At 74.6% G+C, this 19,767-nt stretch carries 18 protein-coding genes; 5 read left to right on the top strand and 13 right to left on the bottom strand.

Annotated features, from left to right (window positions below; all coding sequences use genetic code 11):
* Positions 1-5 precede the first annotated feature (5 nt).
* From MLV88_RS21840 to MLV88_RS21825, 4 genes are all read right to left on the bottom strand, one after another.
* Positions 6-1,502: a M16 family metallopeptidase gene (locus tag MLV88_RS21840; protein WP_242339905.1), complete on the bottom strand. Its 1,497-nt coding sequence runs from the start codon at positions 1,500-1,502 to the stop codon at positions 6-8.
* Positions 1,499-2,896, bottom strand: coding sequence for a M16 family metallopeptidase (locus tag MLV88_RS21835; protein WP_242339904.1), 1,398 nt, complete (start codon positions 2,894-2,896; stop codon positions 1,499-1,501). Before MLV88_RS21835 ends, MLV88_RS21840 begins: the two co-directional genes overlap by 4 nt.
* A gap of 119 nt (positions 2,897-3,015) precedes the next feature.
* The gene (gene mgtE / locus MLV88_RS21830; protein ID WP_242339903.1) at positions 3,016-4,335 is read right to left on the bottom strand and encodes a magnesium transporter; all 1,320 of its coding nucleotides are present in this window, start codon (positions 4,333-4,335) and stop codon (positions 3,016-3,018) included.
* A gap of 110 nt (positions 4,336-4,445) precedes the next feature.
* A complete protein-coding gene (locus tag MLV88_RS21825) occupies positions 4,446-5,282 on the bottom strand; it encodes an LEA type 2 family protein (protein ID WP_242339902.1) in 837 nt (278 codons plus the stop codon).
* A gap of 255 nt (positions 5,283-5,537) precedes the next feature.
* Here MLV88_RS21825 and dnaB point away from each other — a divergent pair, with 255 nt between their 5' ends.
* Positions 5,538-6,962: a replicative DNA helicase gene (gene dnaB, locus MLV88_RS21820; protein ID WP_242339901.1), complete on the top strand. Its 1,425-nt coding sequence runs from the start codon at positions 5,538-5,540 to the stop codon at positions 6,960-6,962.
* 13 nt (positions 6,963-6,975) lie between these two features.
* On the opposite strand, the gene MLV88_RS21815 is transcribed toward dnaB, so the two are convergent.
* The 4 genes from MLV88_RS21815 to thiE form a co-directional block, all read right to left on the bottom strand.
* Positions 6,976-7,653, bottom strand: coding sequence for a hypothetical protein (locus MLV88_RS21815; RefSeq protein ID WP_243338682.1), 678 nt, complete (start codon positions 7,651-7,653; stop codon positions 6,976-6,978).
* Positions 7,654-7,657: 4 nt separating this feature from the next.
* Positions 7,658-8,389, bottom strand: coding sequence for a hydroxymethylpyrimidine/phosphomethylpyrimidine kinase (locus MLV88_RS21810; protein WP_242339899.1), 732 nt, complete (start codon positions 8,387-8,389; stop codon positions 7,658-7,660).
* Positions 8,390-8,451: 62 nt separating this feature from the next.
* Positions 8,452-9,165, bottom strand: a complete 714-nt coding sequence (locus MLV88_RS21805) for a gamma-glutamyl-gamma-aminobutyrate hydrolase family protein (protein WP_242339898.1) — start codon at positions 9,163-9,165, stop codon at positions 8,452-8,454.
* On the bottom strand, positions 9,162-9,830 hold the full coding sequence (thiE, locus tag MLV88_RS21800; protein WP_242339897.1) for a thiamine phosphate synthase: 669 nt from the start codon (positions 9,828-9,830) through the stop codon (positions 9,162-9,164). The genes MLV88_RS21805 and thiE overlap by 4 nt, the downstream gene beginning before the upstream one ends.
* Positions 9,831-9,909: 79 nt before the next feature.
* On the opposite strand from thiE, the gene MLV88_RS21795 reads away from it, so the two are divergent.
* The 3 genes from MLV88_RS21795 to MLV88_RS21785 are packed head-to-tail and all read left to right on the top strand — an operon-like array spanning position 9,910 to position 11,856.
* Positions 9,910-10,143: a hypothetical protein gene (locus MLV88_RS21795; protein ID WP_242339896.1), complete on the top strand. Its 234-nt coding sequence runs from the start codon at positions 9,910-9,912 to the stop codon at positions 10,141-10,143.
* 4 nt (positions 10,144-10,147) lie between these two features.
* Positions 10,148-11,527 carry a trypsin-like peptidase domain-containing protein gene (locus MLV88_RS21790; RefSeq protein WP_242339895.1) on the top strand — a complete coding sequence of 460 codons (1,380 nt, stop codon included), beginning with the start codon at positions 10,148-10,150 and terminating at the stop codon, positions 11,525-11,527.
* Positions 11,528-11,580: 53 nt separating this feature from the next.
* Complete coding sequence (locus tag MLV88_RS21785) at positions 11,581-11,856, top strand: DUF1844 domain-containing protein (protein ID WP_242339894.1); 276 nt, start codon at positions 11,581-11,583, stop codon at positions 11,854-11,856.
* A gap of 92 nt (positions 11,857-11,948) precedes the next feature.
* On the opposite strand, the gene MLV88_RS21780 is transcribed toward MLV88_RS21785, so the two are convergent.
* The 5 genes from MLV88_RS21780 to MLV88_RS21760 form a co-directional block, all read right to left on the bottom strand.
* Positions 11,949-12,221 carry a hypothetical protein gene (locus tag MLV88_RS21780; protein WP_242339893.1) on the bottom strand — a complete coding sequence of 91 codons (273 nt, stop codon included), beginning with the start codon at positions 12,219-12,221 and terminating at the stop codon, positions 11,949-11,951.
* A gap of 54 nt (positions 12,222-12,275) precedes the next feature.
* Positions 12,276-12,947, bottom strand: coding sequence for a dethiobiotin synthase (bioD, locus tag MLV88_RS21775; RefSeq protein WP_242339892.1), 672 nt, complete (start codon positions 12,945-12,947; stop codon positions 12,276-12,278).
* Between the two features lie 2 nt (positions 12,948-12,949).
* Complete coding sequence (gene bioA / locus MLV88_RS21770) at positions 12,950-14,341, bottom strand: adenosylmethionine--8-amino-7-oxononanoate transaminase (RefSeq protein ID WP_242339891.1); 1,392 nt, start codon at positions 14,339-14,341, stop codon at positions 12,950-12,952.
* 91 nt (positions 14,342-14,432) lie between these two features.
* A complete protein-coding gene (locus MLV88_RS21765) occupies positions 14,433-15,164 on the bottom strand; it encodes an SGNH/GDSL hydrolase family protein (protein ID WP_242339890.1) in 732 nt (243 codons plus the stop codon).
* Between the two features lie 9 nt (positions 15,165-15,173).
* On the bottom strand, positions 15,174-17,111 hold the full coding sequence (locus MLV88_RS21760) for a YgiQ family radical SAM protein (protein WP_242339889.1): 1,938 nt from the start codon (positions 17,109-17,111) through the stop codon (positions 15,174-15,176).
* A 132-nt stretch (positions 17,112-17,243) separates the two neighbouring features.
* Between MLV88_RS21760 and MLV88_RS21755 the strand changes: the two genes are divergently transcribed.
* Complete coding sequence (locus tag MLV88_RS21755; RefSeq protein ID WP_243338686.1) at positions 17,244-19,586, top strand: DUF6982 domain-containing protein; 2,343 nt, start codon at positions 17,244-17,246, stop codon at positions 19,584-19,586.
* Positions 19,587-19,767: the final 181 nt, after the last annotated feature.

Below are 19,767 nucleotides of genomic sequence, written 5' to 3'. Positions count from 1 at the left end.
AGCGCTCAGGTGCGCGGTCTCGCCGGCTTGCCGGGAGGAGCTGGCTTCGTGGGCGCGGCCTCCTTCGGCGCGGCCGGAGCGGCGGGCGGAGCGGTCTCCGGCGCAGGAACGCCAGGAGGCGTGGCGAGCTCCCCGAACGGCCGGAGCTGCTCCTTCACCTGGGCCGGGTCGCCCACCACCACGAGCGTCATGCGAGCGGGATCGAGCCAGGTCTGGGCCATGCGCCGCACGTCGTCGGGCGTGACGGCGCGGACGTTCCTCACGTAGTCCTCGAGCCACCTCTCGCCGAGGCCGTGCAGCTCCACGAAGCGCAGGCGCGCGATGAGGCCGTCGCGATCGGAGGTCTGCAGCACGAAGGTGCCGGCGAGGTACGCCTGCACCGCGCGCAGCTCCTCCTCCCGCGGCGGCTCGGCGCGGAGCCGCTCCACCTCGCGGAGGACCTCGCCGATCGCGGCGCCGGTGACCGCCGTGGTGACGTCGGCCACCTCCGCCCAGTAGCCGGTGCCGGCGCGCACCGAGACGGCGCTCGCGGGGGAGTAGGTGTAGCCCTTCGCCTCGCGGATGTTGGCGGTGATCCGCGAGGAGAAGTAGCCGCCGAGGAGCGTGTTCGCGACCGCGAGCTTCAGGTAGTCCGGGTGGCGCGGCTCGAGGACCGGCAGCCCGAGGTAGAGCGACGACTGGACCGCGCCCGCGCGGTCGACGAGCTCCACGGCGCGGCGCGAGCTGGGTTGCGGCGGCGCGAGCTCGCGCGGCCCGCCGGGCGGGAGCGAGGCCAGCGCCGCGCGGATGCGCGCCTCGGTCGCGGCGCGGTCGAAGCGCCCGGCCACGTAGAGGTGCGCTCGCCGCGCCCGGTAGCTCGCGGCGTGGAACGCCCGCGCCTCGTCCACGGTGTAGCCGCGGACGATCTCGGGGGTGGGGAGGAGCTTGCCGTAGGGGTGGTCCGGGTACAGCGTCGCGAGGAAGCGCTCCTGGGCGAGCACCTGCGGCTGGGTGCGCGCGATGGCGACGGAGCGCAGCGTGTCCTGCCGCACGCGCTCCACCTCGCGCTGCGGGAAGGCGGGGTTCGCCGCCACGTCGGCGACGAGCGCCACGAGCTCGGGCGCGAACTCCGAGAGCACCGTGCCCGTGACGATCGTCTCGTCCGGCGTCACGTTCGTCTCGATCGCCCCGCCCCAGCGCGCGGCGGCGCCGGCGATCTCGGCGGCGCTGCGGGTGGTCGTGCCCTCGGTGAGGAGGGCCGCGAGGAAGCTCGAGAGCCCGGTCTTGCCGGGCGGATCGTCGCCGGTGCCGGCGCGGAACACGAGCGCGACGGTGGCCTTGGGCAGCACGCCCATCTCGACGAGCGTGACCGCGAGGCCGTTGTCGAGGGTGAAGCCGTGCGTGCGCGGGAGGCGGAAGTCGGGCGGCGGACGCGGCGGCGGGGGCGCCTCGCGCGGAGCGGCCGCGGGCGCGGCGGGAGCCTGGGCGACGGCGAGCGCGAGGGCGGCGGCGAGGAAGGTCATGGCGCTCTCCTCTGCTCCTTCGGATCCTTCTGCTCCTTCGGCTTCACGAGGAACACGGTCCGGTTCGTCGGGCGGAGCCACTCGCGCGCCGTCTGGAGCACGAGCGCCGGCGTCACCGCCTCGAGGTCTTCCTCGATCCGGTTCACGCGGGCGGGGTCGTCGTGGAAGAGCGCCTGCGCGGCGAGGAGGTCCACGAGGCCGAACCCCGCGAACTGCTCCATCTCCGAGTACAGCGTGGAGCGCGCCTTCACCTTGGCACGCGCGAGGGTCTCCGGGTCCACGGGCTTCTCGAGGTACGGCGCGAGCGCCTCGTCGACCGCGCGCAACAGCTCGTCCGCGCTCCGGTCCGTGTCGTGGAAGAGGTAGGCGATCTCGAGCATGGGCCCGTCGTAGTTCCAGGAATTCCCGAGCAGGTTCACGCCGCCCGACACGTCGCCGGTGAGCCCCTTCTCCTGCACGAGCTTCTGGTAGAGCGCCGAGTCGCGCCCCTGGAGGATCATCTGATCGAGGAGCACGAACGCCGCGTGCTCGGGCGTGCTCCGCGGCGGCGCGTGCCAGGCGACCGCGAGCGCCGGCCGCTCGGCGAGCGGATCCAGCTTCTCCGCGCGCCGCTCCCGCTCCTGGCGCGGCTCGGAGAGGTCCGGCCGCGGGGGCTGCGGGACGGGACGGATGTCGGCGAAGTGGCGCTTCACCCAGCCGAGCGCCTCCTTCGGGTCGAAGTCGCCGGCGAGCGCCACGACCGCGTCGTTGGGCGCGTAGTAGGTCTCGAAGAACTTCTGGACGTCCGGGAGCGTGGCCGCCTGGATGTCGGCGAGGTCGCCGTAGAAGTTGTGGGCGTTGTACCAGTTGTCGTTCGCGACCTGCGGCAGGTCGAGCCAGGGGAACCCGCCGTACGGGCGGTTCAGGACGTTCACCTTCACCTCGTTCGAGACCACGCCCTTCTGGTTGTCGAGGTTCTCCTGCGTGACGGCGAGGCCGCGCATGCGGTCCGCCTCCGCCCAGAGGACGGTCTCGAGCACGTTCGAGGGGACGACCTCGTAGTAGTTCGTGAAGTCGAAGCGGGTGGAGCCGTTGAGCGTCCCGCCGTTCGACTGCACGAGCTTGATGAACTCCATCTTCCCGAGGTTCCGCGAGCCCTGGAACATCATGTGCTCGAAGAGGTGGGCGAAGCCGGTGCGGTCCCTGGGCTCCACGCGGAAGCCGATGCCGTAGTAGACGCCCACCGCGACCTTGGGGACGCTGCGGTCCGGCGAGAGCACGACGCGCAGGCCGTTGTCGAGCTTGTGGTACTCGATCGGCACGGCGAGGCGCGCGGCGTGCGGGCGCGCGGTGCCGCGCGACGACGCGCAGCCCAGGGCCGCCGCGAGCGCGAGGACGAGCAGGACGGGCTTCATCGACACCCCCTTCGCGGAGGCGCTCGCCTCCGGAGACCGGACCCATACAGGAGGTCATCGCCCGCGAGAACGGCCCGCTCGGGCGCCAGCCCGGGTGCCGGGCCGGGGTCGCCGGCCGGCTACAGCCCGAGGATGAGCCGCGCGGCGGTGAAGTAGATGACGATCCCGGAGACGTCCACGAGCGTCGCAATGAACGGCGCGGACGCGCTCGCCGGGTCGAAGCCGAGCCGGCGGATGAGAATGGGCAGCATCGAGCCCATGAGCGTGCCCCAGGTCACGACGAGCACGAGCGAGCTCGACACGGTGAGCGCGATGGAGGGGGTGCGCGGCCCGTACGTCCCGAACAGCCCCTGCCAGGCGAAGATGCGCAGGGAGCCGATGAGGGCGAGGATGATGCCCAGGGCGAGCCCCGAGAGCACCTCCCGCCGGGCGACGCGCAGGGCGTCCCGCACCGCCACCTCGCCGAGCGCCATGGCGCGGATCACCAGCGTCGAGGCCTGCGAGCCGGAGTTGCCCCCCGACGAGATGATGAGCGGCACGAACAGCGCGAGGACCACCGCGCGCCCGATCTCGTCCTCGAAGCCGGCCATGGCGGTGGCGGTGAACATCTCGCCGATGAACAGCGCGGAGAGCCAGCCCGCGCGCTTCTTCACCATGGCGAGGAAGCCCGTGGCGAGGTAGGGCGCGTCGAGGGCCTCCATGCCGCCGATCTTCTGGATGTCCTCGGTGGCCTCCTGCTGCACCACGTCGACGACGTCGTCGACGGTGACGATGCCCTGCATGCGGCCCTGCCCGTCCACCACCGGGATGGCGTTCACGTCCTCGTGGGCCATGATGCGCGCGACCGCCTCCTGGTCGAGCGTGTCCGGCACGCTCACCACCTCGCGCTTCATCAGATCGGCGATGCGGCGGTCGGGCGCCGCGGTGAGGAGGTCGCGGAAGGACACGACGCCGACGAGCTTCTGGTCGGGATCGAGGACGTACGCGTAGTAGATGGTCTCCGCCTGCTCGCGCGCCTGGCGGCGCAGGTAGCGGATGGCCTCGTCGGCGGTCATCTCCGGCCGCAGCCGCGCGAAGCGCGGGCTCATGAGGCCGCCGGCGGCGTCCTCCGCGTAGGCGAGGAGCGCGGTCACCTCGCGCCGCGCCACCGGATCGAGCAGCTCGAGGAGGCGGGGGCGCTCCTCCTCCGGCGTGTCCTGGATGACGTCGGCGGCGTCGTCGGGCGCGAGGAGCCGGATCCACAGCCGCCGCTCGGGCGGCGGCAGCGCGAGGAGCAGCGCCGCCTCGTCGGCGGGGGGCAGCTCGAGGAAGAAGTCGTCCGCCTCGGCGCGGACGAGCCGGTGGAACCCCTCGATCCGCTCCTCCCAGGAGAGGGCCGGCCAGGCGTCCCGGAGCTCCTCCGCCGTGAGCGGCACGTCGACCAGCTGATCCGCGTCCATGCCGCTCCCTTCGCGACGCGGAGGCTAGTCTCGCGGTGGCGGGGCGTAAAGCGAAACGCTCCGCGTGGAGCGGCCCTGCGGGCGCCCGCGCCGCGCGGGGGTCCGGGCGGTCAGCGCCCGACGGGGACGGTCGCGTCGAGGGCGAGCGGGAGCGGGATGCCCGCCACCTCCGCGGTCCCGGCGAGGCCCAGCCGGACCGGCGCCCCGCGGGCGAGGTCGGTCGCGGCGCGCCCGGCGCGGAAGACGTTGAGGCGCACGGGGATCGCGATCGTCTGTGCGGCGCCGCCGGCCACCCGGGCGAGGGCCGAGTCCCGCGCGCTCGCGACCTCGGAGCCCGCGAGCGAGAGGGCATAGTCGAGCCGGCCCGCCGGGAGCGGGAAGGCGTTCGGGTTCTTCACCCGGACCTTCACGTCGAGCGCCATCTCGGTGAGGGAGGCCGTGCGCAAGGAGACGCCCTCGAGCGAGAAGCTCGGCAGGCTCGGCAGCGCGAGCCGGTCGGAGTGCGAGACCGGCAGGTCCACCACCCCGATGGGCGTGCGGACGCCCACCTTGCCGGAGAGCCGGTAGGCGATGGCGTCGCGCCGGCTCGTGAGCAGCCCTACGATGCCCGGCACGTCCTGGTAGCGGATGCGGACCGGGATGGTGAGCGGTGCGACGCCGTTCGCCGGGATGGCGAGCCCGCCCGGCATGTCGCCGGTCGCGATGCGGGTCCCCTCCACCTCGACGCCCCAGCCGACGCGGGCGACGTCGAGACCGAAGCCGTTCGGGTTCTCGAGGTCGAACTTCACGCCGAGGGTGGCGCCCTCGAGATCGAGCGCCTCCACGGTCGCCGACCGGAAGGTGAGCTTCGGATCCTTGAACGCGACGCGGGCGAGGTTCGTGAGGCCCGCGCAGCCGGTCCCGAGGGCGGCGACGGCGAGGAGGGCGAGGAGGGCTGGCTTCTTCATGGAGGGATGTTCTAGCAGTGGGCGGAGCCGCGCCGCGAGGTGGGAGGCCGTCGCCTCCGAGATTCGCACGCGCGGCCGATCCGCCGGCGCCAGCCCACGCGCAAGGGACGGACGGTCCGGCCGCGGCCGGCATTCAAGCCGTCCACACGCCGTCCACAGCCGCTCCACAGCGCTCTCCCCCGGGATTTCCGACGTTTTCCACCGGCCATCCACGGTGATCCCGTCGGAGGTCGCTGGTAGGCTCTCGCCCGTTCCATGGCCGAGCTCGATCCCGTTCGACGCGCCTCCGAGGCGCTCGTCGCCCCGCTGCGCAGCGCCCGCGACCTGCCCCACAGCCTCGACGCCGAGCAGGCGGTGCTGGGCGCGATCCTGGTCGAGGAGACCGCCTTCGATCAGGTGGCCGCCCTCATCAAGTCGGGCGACTTCTACCTGCTCCAGCACCAGCACGTGTACGCGGTGTGCGAGGAGCTCGCACGCGAGTCGAAGACGCTCGACCCGATCCTCGTCCAGCAGCGGCTCGACGCGAAGGGCCTGCTCGGCAGCGCCGTCCCGCGCGAGCTGCCGCTCTCGCTCGCCCGCGCCATCGGCACGACCGCCAACGTGCAGCACTACGCGCGCGCGGTTCAGGAGCTCGCCCGGCTGCGCCAGATGATGCTCACCGCCCAGCGGGTGGTGGAGCGCGGCTACGAGGCGGGGCCGAACGTCCAGCAGTTCCTCGACTCCGCCCAGCAGGACGTGTTCGGCGCGGCGGCGGGCACCGGCACCGACACGCTGAAGAAGATCGCCGAGCCGGTGATGCGGGCGATCGAGAACCTCGAGGCGGTCCAGAAGCGCGTCCAGGCCGGCCTCTCCCCCATCACCGGCGTCCCCACCGGCATCCAGTCGCTCGACAAGAACACCCTCGGCTTCCAGCCCGGCACGCTCATCGTCCTCGCCGCCCGCCCGTCGGTCGGCAAGACCGCCTTCGCCCTCAACATCGCGACCCACGCGGCCATCAAGGCGGCGAAGAAGGTGGCGTTCTTCTCGCTCGAGATGCCCTCCGACCAGCTCGCGCTGCGCATGCTCGCCTCGGAGGCGCGGCTCGACTGGCGGCGGCTCTCCGCGGGCCAGCTCTCCGCCTACGACTGGCAGAAGATCGCGACGCACGCGGACAAGATCGGCGCCGCGTCCATCTGGCTCGACGACAACTTCGTCCTCACCCCGGTCGAGCTCCGCTCGAAGTGCCGCAAGCTGAAGCGCGAGAACGGCGGCCTCGACCTCGTGATGATCGACTACCTCCAGCTCATGCACGCCCCGTCCGACCGGGCCACCCAGTCGCGCGAGCAGGAGATCGCCACCATCAGCCGCTCGCTCAAGTCGCTCGCGAAGGAGCTCGAGTGCCCCATCGTGGCGCTCTCGCAGCTGAACCGCAGCGTGGAGAAGCGCAAGGGCGAGCCGCCCATGCTCTCCGACCTGCGCGAGTCGGGCGCGATCGAGCAGGACGCCGACATCGTCATGTTCCTGCACCGCAACGACGAGGACAACAAGGACGTCCAGGCCGGCACGGCGAGCGGCGACACGCTCGAGGTGCAGCTCGTCGTGGCGAAGCAGCGCCAGGGCCCCACCGGGACGATCCCGCTCGTCTTCTTCAAGACGACGACCTACTTCGCCGAGATGGAGAAGCGGCGCGACGGACCGTGAAGTCGCGGTCCCTTCACCGCCGCCCGGTGCGGAGCGCCGCGCCGACGCCGACGAAGACGCCGGGCAGCATCGCCCGCCAGGCGTCCCGCAGCGGCACCCGGCCGGCGGCGTCCGACGAGAACGAGTCCGCGAGGAGCGGCAGGCCGAGGTGGACCTCGGCGGCGACGCCCCGCGCGGTGGTGTGGCGGTACCCCACGAGCGGGCCCGCGCCGCACATGAGGTGCGGGCCGATGCGCCGGAAGTCGAGGACGCCGCCCACGAACAGGCCGCGATCGAAGTCCCCGAGCGCATACCAGCGGCCCTGGCCGCTGAACCCGAGCGCCCACTCCTCCGGGTAGCCCTTCACCGCCACGCTGCCGCCGCCGATCACCACCGCGGACGAGAGGCGGCCCTCCGGCCGTCGCTCGATGCTCGCCTCGAGCCGCCAGCCGCGATCGCCGTCGAAGGGGTTCCCCGCCGGGCCGGCGACGTTGAACAGGAGGACGAGGTTGCGATCGGGGGGAGGCCGCGTCGGGCGGACGGGCTCCCGGCGCTCGATGAAGGGCACCTGCTCCGGCAGCTGCTCCGGCACCTGCTGGCCGCGCGCCGGGAGCGGCGCCGTGGCGACGAGGGCCACGGCGAGGAGCGTCGCGGTGAAGGCGCGGGCGCAGCGCGAGCGAATCCCCGTCATGACCTCCCCCTGGTTCCGCATCATTCTAGCGCGCCGCGCGGTCGAGATAGCGCTCCACCGCGCGCTTACCTCCGCGCACCGCCTCCTCGAGCGGCGCGCCGCGCGCGAGGAGCGCAGCGATCGTCGAGGCGAGCCGGCAGCCCGTGCCGCGCGCGGTCCCCGGCCGGCGCCGGCCCACGAGCCGCGTCACTCTGCCGCGCATGACGAGCAGGTCGAGCGGCGCCCCCTCGCGGTGCCCGCCCTTCACGAGCACCGCGCGCGCCGGGAGGGCGCGGGCGGCGCGCACGGCCGCCTCGTCCGTCGAGACGTCGAGGCCCGTGATCTCCGCGAGCTCGGGCAGGTTCGGCGTGACGAGCCTCGCGCGCGAGAGGAGCGGCGCGAGCGCGTCGCCGAGCGGGCGGCCTTCGGTGAGGAAGAGCGGCGCGCCGGAGGAGGCGACGAGGACCGGGTCCACGACGAGCGGCACCCTTTCGAGCGGGCGCTCGCCGAGCCGGACGGCGAGAGTGCGGGCGATCGTCGCCGTGGCGAGCATGCCGGTCTTCACCGCCCGCGGCCGCTCGGCGCCGAGCACGAGCGCGTCGAGCTGGGCGAGCAGGATCCCCGGGCTCGCGGGCTCGAAGCCGCGCGCGCCGCCCGGCCCCTGGGCGGTGAGGGCGGTCGCGACCGCCCAGCCCTCCGCGCCGGCGGCGCGGATCGCCTCGAGGTCGGCGAGGAGGCCGGCGCCGCCGGAGGGATCGAGGCCGGCGACGACGAGCACGCGCGGAGGCGAGCCTCGCGCGGGCCCAGGCGCCCTCGCCCGGACCCTTGCGGCGCGCGCGCTCACCGGCGGCGATCCCGCGCCGCGGCGACGAGCCCGCGGTACAGCGCCGCGTGGCGCGGCTCGTGGCGGAGAACGGCCTCCGGGTGCCACTGCACGCCGAGCGCGAACGGCAGGTCCGGCAGCTCGATGGCCTCGGCGATCCCGTCCGCCGAGCGCGCGGACACGAGCACGCCGGCGCCCGGCTCGCGGACCGCCTGGTGGTGCGTCGAGTTCACGGAGAGCGCACCCGGGCCCACGAGGCCCGCGAGGTGCGTGCCCGGCTGGATGGCCACCTCGTGCGAGGGGACGTCCTTCGGCGCGGGCTGCTCGTGTCCGTGGATGCCGGCGTCGCCGGGGAGATCCTGGTAGAGCGTCCCGCCCCGCACCACGTTGAGGAGCTGCATGCCGCCGCACACGCCGAGCACCGGCATGCGCGCGGCGAGCGCCGCCTCGAGCAGATCCTTCTCGAACGCGGTGCGCTCGGGCTTCGTGGCGCCGCACGCGTCGCGGCGCGCCTCGCCGTAGAGCTCCGGCGGCACGTCGAAGAACCCGCCCGTCACGACGAGCCCGTCGAGGAGCGCCAGGTAGGCCGCCGCGGCGTCCTTGGCGTGCGGGAGCAGGATGGGGAGCCCGCCCGCGGCGAGCACCGCCTCGATGTAGGCGCGGCCGAGGAAGTAGCGCCCCTCCCGCTCGTCCGCGTCGAGGGTGAGGCCGATGCGCGGTCGCGACCTCATGGCGTCGTCTCCCGGAGCCGGTGGCCGGCGGCGAAGCCCTGCGCGAGCCGGGCGGCGTTCGCGCTCGGGTCGCCCGCGCCGAAGATCGCCTCGATGACGGCGGCGCAGGCCGCGCCGGCGCGGGCCACCTCGCCGACGTTCGCGAGGGTGATCCCGCCGATCGCGACGACCGGCGCGCCCAGCGCGGAGGCGACCTCGCGGAGCAGGGCCGTCCCGCGCGGCGGGACGGCGAGCGCCTTGGAGCGCGAGGCGAAGATCGGGCCGAAGCCGACGTGGTCCGCCCCCTCGGCGATGGCGGCCCGCGCCTCCTCGAGCGTGCGGGTGGTGCGGCCCACGAGGAGCTCCGGCCCGACGAGCCGGCGCGCCTCGGCGAGGGGCAGATCGTCGTCGCCGAGGTGCACGCCGTCCGCGCCGGCGAGGAGCGCGAGGTCCGCCCGGTCGTTCACGATGACGAGGGCGCGTCCCCGCGCGAGGGCGACGATCTCCCGCGCCGCGGCGAGCACCGCGCCGGCGGGCGCGTCCTTGATGCGGACCTGCACGACGCCGGCGCCGCCGGCGATCGCGGCTCGCGCCTGCCCGATCGCGTCCCCGCCCCCCACGATGGCGTAGAGCCCCGCGAGCCGCGCGCGCCGCGCGGCGCCCGCCGAGGCATCGGAAGTGGGCATGACGACAGCGCTAACACGCGCTTGACTGCCCCGCAAGGCGCCGCATATTTTGCCCGCCTCCCGCGTTCCAGGTGGACCCATGGCCGATCAGCCCGAGAACAAGCTCGTCGACAAGCGTGTCGCGAGTCGCTACGTCCGCAAGGGCGTCCTCGACGAGAAGGATTACGAGAAGCACGTGAAGTCCCTGCCGGACCTCGCGGACCAGGCGATGCCGATCGAGGCATCGATGGACTCCGACGACTTCGACGATCTCGACGACGTCGACGACGAGCCCGAGTCGCCCGCCCCCGGCGGCGAGACTCCTCCCGCCTAGAGCCGTGCGCGCGCGCCGCGCGATCCTCGCCTCGCTCGCGCTCGGGGCGGTCCTCATCGCCCCGGGCGCCTCCGCCCGACCGAACGCCCTCCCCCGCCCCGACGAGCGGCCGTCGCCGAACCGGCGCACGCCGGTCGTCCTCGCGGTGGAGAAGGTGCGCGGCGCGGTGGTGAACGTCTCCGCCGAGGAGCTCGTCCGCATCCGCGTGCCGTCGCGGGGGAGCTCCATGGCGGAGCTCCTCTTCGGCGACCTCTTCGAGCACCCGCGCTACCGCAAGGGGTACGCGGTCACCTCGCTCGGCTCGGGCGTCATCGTCTCGCCCGACGGCTACGTCCTCACGAACAACCACGTCGTCGAGCGCGGCGCCCGCTTCCGGGTGGGCCTGCTCGACGGGCGCGAGATCATCGCGAAGGTGGTCGGGACGGATCCGTCGAGCGACCTCGCCGTGCTGAAGCTCGAGACGAAGGAGAAGCTGCCCTTCGTCACCACGGGCCGCTCGGACGAGCTCCTCATCGGCGAGACCCTCATCGCCATCGGCAACCCGTTCGGCCTGTCGCACACCGTCACGACCGGCGTCGTCTCCGCCGTGCACCGGAACTTCAAGGCGGGCGAGCGGACGCTCTTCGACTTCATCCAGACCGACGCGTCGATCAACCCGGGGAACTCCGGCGGCGCGCTCCTCGACATCGAGGGGCGGCTCGTCGGCATCAACACCGCCATCCTCGGCGATCGGAACGCCGGCATCGGCTTCGCCATCCCCATCGATCGCGCCCGCCGCATCGCCGAGGACCTCATCGAGCACGGCGAGGTGCGCGAGGGTTACCTCGGGGTCGCGGTGGACGACCTGCCCGCGAAGGACGGCGCGGCCGAGGGCACGACGGGGGGCGTGGTGGTCACCGCGGTGGATCCCGGCTCGCCGGGCGCGGCGGCGGGCATCCGGAAGGGCGACGTGGTGGAGTCGGTGCAGGGGTTCGCGCCGCAGAGCGCCGAGGAGTTCCGCTTCCGCGTGCGCGATCTGCCCATCGGCGGCGCCGCGAAGCTCGAGCTGCTCCGCCGCGGCCAGCGGGTGGCGGTGTCGGTGACCTCGGTCGAGCTCTCGGCGCAGGCCGCCGCCGAGCTCGCCGCGCGCGCGACCGGGCTCACGCTCGGGGAGCAGCGCGTTCAGGGGGGCTCGGTGCTGGTGGTGAAGAGCGTCGCCCCGCGCTCGGCCGCCGCGCAGGTGGGCATCCGGCAGGGCGACCTCGTGCGGGAGGTGAACTCGACCGAGGTCTCGACCCTCGCGGCCTTCCGCCGCGCCGCCGCGCGGGCGCGCCGGAGCGGCCAGCTCGTGCTGCTCGTCCAGCGCGGCTACGCGGCCGAGCGGATCGCCTTCGACTTCCAGTAGACTCCGGAGCGCCTGGGCCGCGACCCTCGCGCGCGCCCCTCGGGAGGTTCGCCATGGACGAGAAGGACGCCGGCGGGATCGACTTCTACACGTTCGTGCTCTCGCTCGCCTCGAGCGCGTTCATCCACCTCGGCGACGCGCCGCACCCCGACACCGGCCTCCCGGGCAAGCCCGACCTCTCCCTCGCCCACCAGTCCATCGACATCCTCGCCATGCTCCGCGAGAAGACGAAGGGCAACCTCACGCCGGAGGAGGAGCAGTTCATGGAGCACCTCCTCACCGACCTGCGGCTGCGCTACGTGGCGAAGCAGGGGGGCAAGGCGGAGTAGCGCGCCGCCTCTCCGGCCGAAACAGGATCTCGCGAGCGGCTACGGCTGCCGCTCTGCCGCCGACGTGGCGCCAGGGAGCGCGCGTCGCCGCTCTACACCCCCGCCTGGAGCATGGCCTCGGCGAGCAGGCGGATGAGCTCGCGGCGGACCACGCGGCGGGTGCGGGAGAGGGCGTTCGGATCGCGGCGCGCGTGCGGGCCGGCCTTGCGGCGCGCCGCCTGTACCACCCAGGCGATGCGGCGGGCGTCGAGCTTCGGCGCGCGCGACGAGGCGAGGAGGAAGAAGCCGAGGCCGCGCTCCTCGAGGACCTGCTGGAGGACGTGGCGGGCGCGGGAGACGAGCGTGAGGTCGACGACGTTCGGCACGCGGCGATCTCTAGGATCGATCGCCGAGGGGATCCAATTTTCGCGCGCCGTGCCCTAAAACTGGATCTTGCCGGCGAGCCTGGATCGCAGAAAACGCTGGCGCTCAGCGATATCGCGCGCGTACGGCAGGCTCGCGATGGGTTCACAGCCCGTCACGCGCGCGATCTCCCCGGCATTGTACGGGACGGACGGATCGTCGAGGTCGCACGCGCGGTTGAGGACGATGCCCGCGAGGACGAGCCCGCGCGCGCGGAGCGCCTCGACGGTGAGGGCGGTGTGGTTCACGGTGCCGAGCCCCGCGCGCGCGACCACGAGCACCGGCAGGCCGAGCGCGACGGCGAGGTCGGCGTAGGTCTCCCGCTCCGTGAGCGGCACGAGGAGCCCGCCCGCGCCCTCGACGAGCAGGGCGTCGTGCCGCGCGGCGAGCGCGCGGGCACGCTCCACGATCGCCTCGAGCGAGACCGCCCTGCCCTCGAGGCGCGCGGCCACGGCGGGCGCGAGCGGCGCGGCGAAGGAGTACGGGCAAAGGGCCTCGAGCGGCTCGACGCCGCCGCTGGCCGCGTGCAGCCGGTCCGCGTCGCTCGGCTCGCCGGGCGTGACCCCCGACTGGGCCGGCTTCATCGCCACCATGTCCACGCCCGCGGCCCGCGCTGCCGCGACGAGCGCGCAGCTCACCTCGGTCTTGCCGACGCCGGTGTCGGTCCCGGTGACGAAGAGCCCGCGCACGGTCAGATCCTCGCCGTCACCTTCTCGATGCTCGCGAGCGCGATGGCGGCGAGCTGCTCGAGCTCCCGCTCGGTCATGGCGAGCGGCGGCATGAGCACGACCACGTTGCCGAGCGGCCGCAGGATGGCGCCGAGCCGGCGCGCCTCCAGCATCACCTCGTGGCCGGAGCGGAGCGCGTAGGCGTACTCCTCGCGGGTCGCGCGGTCCCGCACGAGCTCGAGGCCGACCATGAGCCCGCGCTGGCGGACCTCGCCCACGTGCGCCATGCGCGCGGCCGGCTCGAGCGCGCGCGCGAGGGCCGCGATCTTCGCGGGCAGCCCCTCGATGACGCGCTCCTCGCGCAGCAGCCGCAGCGAGGCGGTCGCGGCCGCGCAGGCGAGCGGGTTCCCCGCGTAGGTGTGGCCGTGGAAGAAGGTCCGCTTCTCCTCATAAGGCCCGAGGAAGGACTCGAACACCCGCTCCGTGGTGACGGTCGCGGCGAGGGGCAGGTAGCCGCCCGTGATCCCCTTCGCCATGGTGAGGATGTCGGGGACGACGCCGTCCTGCTCGACGGCGAAGGTGGTGCCGGTCCGCCCGAAGCCGGTCGCCACCTCGTCGCACACGAGGAGCGCCCCGTGCCGGTCGCAGATCTCCCGCATGCGCCGCACGTAGCCGGGCGGCTGCGCGATCATGCCGTCCGCGCCCTGCATCACCGGCTCCATGACGAGCGCCGCGATCCTCCCCGGCCGCTCGGCGAACACCTGCTCCACCGCGTCGGCGCAGGCCATGCCGCAGGACGCAGGCTCCTTCCCGAGCGGGCAGCGGTAGCAGTACGGCTGCGGCGCGTGGTGCACGTCGAAGAGGAGCGGCTTGAAGATGCGGTGGAAGAGGTCGATGCCGCCCACCGACACCGAGCCGATGGTGTCGCCGTGGTACCCGCCGCGGAGCGCCACGAACTCGGTGCGCGCCGCGTCGCCGCGGAGCTGATGGTGCTGGAAGGCCATCTTGAGCGCGATCTCCACCGCGGTGGCGCCGGCGTCGGAGAAGAACACGCGGGTGAGGCCGCGCGGCAGGTGGCGCACGAGCTCCTCGGCGCACTCGATCGAGGCGGTCGAGGCGAGGCCGAGGAGCGTCGAGTGGGCGACGCGGTCGAGCTGGGCGCGGATGGCGTCGTCGATCGCCTTCACCCGGTGCCCGTGGACGTTGCACCAGAGCGAGGAGACGCCGTCGAGGTAGCGGTTGCCGAGCGTGTCGACGAGGTGGACGCCGTCGGCCGAGTCGACGACGAGCGGCTCCTCGGCGAGCCAGTCCTGCATCTGCGTGAACGGGTGCCAGAGGTGGCGGTGGTCGGCCTCGCAGAGGCGGCGGTGGCGCGCGGCGCGCGCGTCGGGAGAGCCCGTCGGGTGGTCTTCCATGGGGGCGCGAGGCTATCGCGCGGCCGCGGGCGAAGGGAAGGTGTCGAGCCCGCCGGCCCGGAGCGCGCGGCGCTGGCCCTTGCGCGGCGGCCTACCGCTCGGTCGCCGCCGTCCGGCGGGCCTGGACGCGCGGGTGGACCACTGCGCGCTCGACGTCCGGCCACATCGCCTCGGCCCACACCTCGTAGCCGGCGGACGACGGGTGAAAGCCGTCCTTGCCGAAGAGCTCGCTCCGGCGGTCGCGGAGCGCCCTGCGGCTCTTGCCGTAGACGTCCGCGAGCACGAAGCCGTGCCGCTCGGCCACGCGGGCGATGACGGCGTTGTAGGCCTCGATGCGGCGGCCGAGCGAGGGCGGCGCGCCGTAGCCGGCGGGCGAGAAGGTGAGGTCGGGGAGCGTCTGCAGCACCACCGTGGCCTTCGTGCGCCGCACGAGATCCGCGACGATCTCGAGGTCGCGGGCGAACTCGGCGAGCGGGCGCCCCTGCATGAGGTCGTTGATGCCCGTGCCGATGGTGACGAGCGCCGGACGCGCCGCCATCACCTTCGGGAGCTGATCTCGCCGGAGGTCGGCGGTGTTCGCGCCGCTCACCCCGAGGACCGTGAGCTTCACCGGGACACCGCTCGAGTCGAGGCGGCGCGCGAGCCGCTGCGGGTAGCCTCCGCCGCTCGCGGCGCCCACGCCGACGGCGGTCGAGTCGCCCAGCGCGAGGTAGACGAGCGGCGCGCCGCGGGCGGGCAGCGCGAAGGCGCGGCCTGCGGCGAGGGCGAGCGCCAGGGGCACGAAGAGCGCGGCGGCGCGGGCGCAACGGAGGTGCGGGATCACCCCGACAAGCTAGGCACGGCGGCCGCGGCCGCGGGCTCCATCGCCGGGGCCGCGCCTCTTCGGGGTCCCGCGCGCCGGCCGCATCCCCGGCCCGAGCCGCTCGCCGGGCCGGAGCCGCCCGAGCTTGCGGAGCGCCTTCTCGATGAGCGGACGGTTCGCCGGATCGCCCCAGCGGAGCAGCGCCTTCTGCATGCGCTTCTCGTCCATGTCGCGCGTGACGTGCACCGGCTCGCCCGTCATCGGGTGGTAGCCCGAGAAGTACATGTCCGAGGCGAGGGTCATGGGGGTCGGCATGAAGTCCTGCACCTGCTGCGGCTTCCAGCGGTTGTCCTGCAGGTAGTCCATGAGCTCCGCCGCCTGCTCGAGCGAGGACCCCGGGTGCGAGGAGATGAAGTACGGGACGAGGTACTGCTCCTTGCCGGCCTCGCGCGAGTAGCGCTCGAAGTCCTTGCGCAGCTTCTCGAACGACGACACGCCCGGCTTCTTCATGAGCTTCAGCACCGGCTCGCAGACGTGCTCGGGGGCCACCTTGAGCTGGCCGGAGACGTGGTGCTGCACGAGGGTCTTGAGGTAGCGGGCGCCGTTCTTCGTGTCCGCCTGGGCGAGGTCGTAGCGGACGCCCGAGCCGACGAAGAGGTGCTTCACGCCCTTCACCTTGCGGGCCTTCTCGTAGAGGTCCACGAGCGGGCCGTGGTCCACCGCGAAGAACTTGCAGACGGTGGGGTAGACGCAGGAGGCGCGCCGGCACACCGCGTGCGCCTCGGCGTCCGTGCAGCGCATCCCCCACATGTTGGCGGTCGCGCCGCCCACGTCGGTGATGGTGCCCTTGAAGCTCTCCTTCGAAGCGAGCGTGGCGAGCTCGCGCAGCACGCTCGCCTCGGAGCGGCTCGCGATGTCGCGCCCCTGGTGCTCGGTGATGCAGCAGAACGCGCAGCCCGCCGCGCAGCCGCGCAGGATCTGGATCGACCAGCGGATCTGCTCGAGCGCTGGGATGTGGGCCCCGCCGTAGGACGGGTGGGCCTCGCGCACGTAGGGCAGCTCGGCGATGCGGTCGAGCTCCTCGGTCGAGGGCGCCGCCATCGGCTCGTTCACCACCACGAAGCGGGTCCGCGCCCCGTGGCCGTGCCGCTGCACGAGGACGCGGGCGTTCTCGCCGTTGTGCTCGAGGTGGTAGAGGCGGCTGAACTCCGCGAAGCGCTTCTTGTCGAGGGCGATCTCCTCGTAGGCGGGGAGCTCGAGCGTCGCGCGCGCCCGCCCGTCCAGGAGGGCGAGCGCGAGGTCCGGCACCGCGAGCGCCGTGCCCGGCACGTCCACGAGGCCGCAGATGTCCTCGCCCGAGGCGAGCCGGCGCGCGATCTCCAGCACCGGCTTCTCGCCCTGCCCGTACACGAGCAGGTCCGCGCCGGAGGGCACGAGCACGGAGGGCAGCACGCGATCGTCCCAGTAGTCGTAGTGGGCGATGCGCCGGAGCGACGCCTCGATGCCGCCGAGCACGATGGGCGTCGTCGCGCCGAACGCCTCGCGGCACAGGCGAGCGTAGACGGCGGTCGCGCGGTCGGGGCGCCTGCCCGCGGCGGCGTGCGGCGTGTACGCGTCGTCGGAGCGGCGGCGCTTGTGCGCCGTGTAGTGGTTCACCATCGAGTCCATCGCGCCCGAGGTGATCCCGACGAAGAGCCGCGGCCGGCCCATGCGCAGGACGTCGGCGGTGCTCCGCCAGTCCGGCTGCGCCACGATCCCGACCTTGTAGCCCTGCGCCTCGAGCACGCGCCCGATCACCGCCGCGCCGAAGCTCGGGTGGTCGACGTAGGCGTCGCCCGTCACGAGCAGGACGTCGAGCCCGCTCCAGCCGCGGGCGCGCACCTCCCCGGGGGTGGTCGGCAGGAATGCCTCGGGGCCGGCCGCGGGCGGCTTCGCGCGGCCGTTCTGGACCACCGGCAGGGGGCTCATGAGCGCGCCATACATGGCCGCCGGAGTTGGGGAAATCAAGGAGGCGTCGCCTTTTGTGGGCTCCGGCCGGCGAGGTATCATCCGCCGTCTCGCTCGGCCCCTCCCCGCCGGCTTTCCCCCCCGGAAGACCCGATGCCCGATCCCCGCAGCGTGATGCAGGAGTACCGGACCCTCGAGGCCAAGCGGCTCGCGAAGGGACTCTCGCCCGACGAGGAGCGCCGGCACGCCCAGCTCCGCGACCTCGTGGGAGGCGAGCCCGGCGGCGGGGCGCCGCGCGGCGGGTTCGACGTGAACGCGGCGGCGGCGCGGCTGCGCGAGTCGCTCCTGCCGGCGGGGCTGCGGAACCGCCCGCCCCCGCCACCCGAGCTCTCCCCGGAGCCGGAGCCCGAGCCGTTCTTCCCCGCGCCCGCCCCCGCCGCCCCGGCCGAGGTCGCCTTCGACGCCCCTCCGCCGGAGGGCGCCCTTGCGCCGCTCCTCGAGGACGGCGCGACCGCTGAGGACCTGGCGGACCTGTTCGATCCCGCCGTCCTCGGCTGGGAGGGCGATCCTGGCGCGGCGCCGCAGGGCGCGGGCGCATGGGATCCGAACGCCGCCCCCGTCGATGCCGCCGGGCAGCCCTGGGATCCGAGCGCCCTCCCCGTCGATGCCGCCGGGCAGCCCTGGGACCCGAACGCCCTCCCAGTCGATGCCGCCGGCCAGCCCTGGGACCCGAACGCCCTCCCGGTCGATGCCGCCGGCCAGCCCTGGGACCCGAACGCGGCCGCCTGGGATCCTGCGGCGGCGGGCGGGGCAGCGGGATGGGAGCCGGGCGCGTACGCCGCTCCGGCCGCGGCCGGACCGTGGGACGCGGGCGCCTATCCGGCCGAGCCCGAGCTCTCCGCGCTCGGCGAGGCGGACGGGACCTTCGACCCGGCCGCGCTCGCGGGCGAGGACGCAGCTCCGGCGGAGCTCCTCGGCGCGGGCAGCGAGGCGGCGTGGGATCCGGCGCTCGCGCCGGAGGCGCCCGAGCCGACGCAGGCGCTCGACCTCGCCGCGGCCGCGCCCGAGGGCGACGCCGCGAGCGAGCTGCCCGCCCTCGAGCTCGAGCCGCTCGACGAGTCGGCCTTCGAGGTCGCGCCCGCGCCCGACGACGCGCTCGCCGGCTTCGACCCCACCGCGCTCGACGCCGCCGCGATGCCGGAGCCGACCCAGCTCCTCGGCCTCGCCTCGGAGCCCGAGCCCACCCTCACCATGCCGCTCCGGCTGGACGCCGGCGAGCTCCCGCCCGCGGGCTGGGATCCGGCGCCCGCGGCCGAGCAGGCACCGGAGGGCGCCGCGTTCGGCGCCTACGACGAGCTCGCGAGCGGCGCTCCCGCCTTCGGCGACGGCACCGACACGCTCGCCGCGGAGGGCGATGGAGTCGATCCGGCGCTCGGGCTCGATCCGTCCGCCCCGCCGCCGGTGTTCGCGCCCGCCGCGGGCGAGCTCGGCGGCGAGTACGACGACTCGGCCGCCTTCGACGTGGCCGCCGCGCTCGGCTCCCCGGACGGCGGCGGCTTCGAGGCGGACCGGCCGCTCGCGGCCGGCGGCGTCGGCGACTGGCACGCCGACCGCGCGCTCGAGGAGGGCTTCGCGCTCGCCTCGGGCGGCTCGTTCGACGCAGCCGACCCCGCCGGCGCCTGGGCGACCGCGGAGGCGCCCGCGCCGTGGGAGACCGCGCCCCCCGAGGGCGCCGGCCCCGGCGCGCCCGCTGCGCTCGGCGACCCTGACGCGAGCCTCGGGCTCGACACGGATGGCGTGACGGAGAGTCACCCGCTCCCCGCGGCGGCCGCGGCGGACGACCTCGGGCTGCCGGAGATCGTGGAGGAGCTCCCGACCGTGGACGGGGCGGAGATCCTCGAGGAGATCCCCGCCGACGAGGCGGACACGCCGCCGCCCTCGCTCGACTTCGGCGCGCTGCCGCCCGCCGCCGCGCCGCGCGCGCCCACCCTGGCGCCTGCCGCGCCGGTCCTGGCGCGCAGCGTGGCCCCTGCGGCGCCGCCGGCTCCGCCTGCCCCGGCGAGACCAGCGCCAGCCGCGGTGCCCGCCCCGGTCGCCGCCGCATCCGCCGCCCCGGCGTCCTCGAGCCGTGCCGCGGGCTCGCACCGCGTGGTCGTGCACATGCTCGAGGGCACCGTGAAGCGCGGCGTCATCGAGGACGCCGACCTCGCCGCGCCGGTGCTCGCGCTCGCCTCCGCGCCCGGCGCCGCCGCCGACGAGCTCCCGACGGAGAAGATGAAGGCCATCTTCTTCATGCTCCCGCCCGGCGAGGCGCCGCCGCCGGCGGAGGGCAAGAAGGTCCGCGTGACCTTCCGCGACGGCCGCCAGGTGGCGGGCTTCGGCCCCGACTATCGCGAGGACGGCCCCGGGTTCTTCATGCTCCCCGGCGACACGCGCACGAACACCGGCCGGATCTGGGTCTACCGGGCGGCGGTGAAGGACGTGGTGGTGAGCTGACGCGCCGCGCGGCGGGCGCCGCCGCGTGTTCCGTGTCGAGACCGCGCGATGGGGAGGGCCCCGCGCGAAGCGCGGGAGGGGCGAAGCCCCTCCGGCGGGGAACCGGCGCGCACCCGCGACCGCGGGCGCGCACGTTCACGGGCCCCCCCCAGCGGGGGGGGGGCCCCGGCGGCGGCGCCGC

Source organism: Anaeromyxobacter soli (assembly GCF_022808855.1).
GTDB lineage: Bacteria > Myxococcota > Myxococcia > Myxococcales > Anaeromyxobacteraceae > Anaeromyxobacter > Anaeromyxobacter soli.
This window is presented reverse-complemented; position numbering and strand designations above follow the sequence as displayed.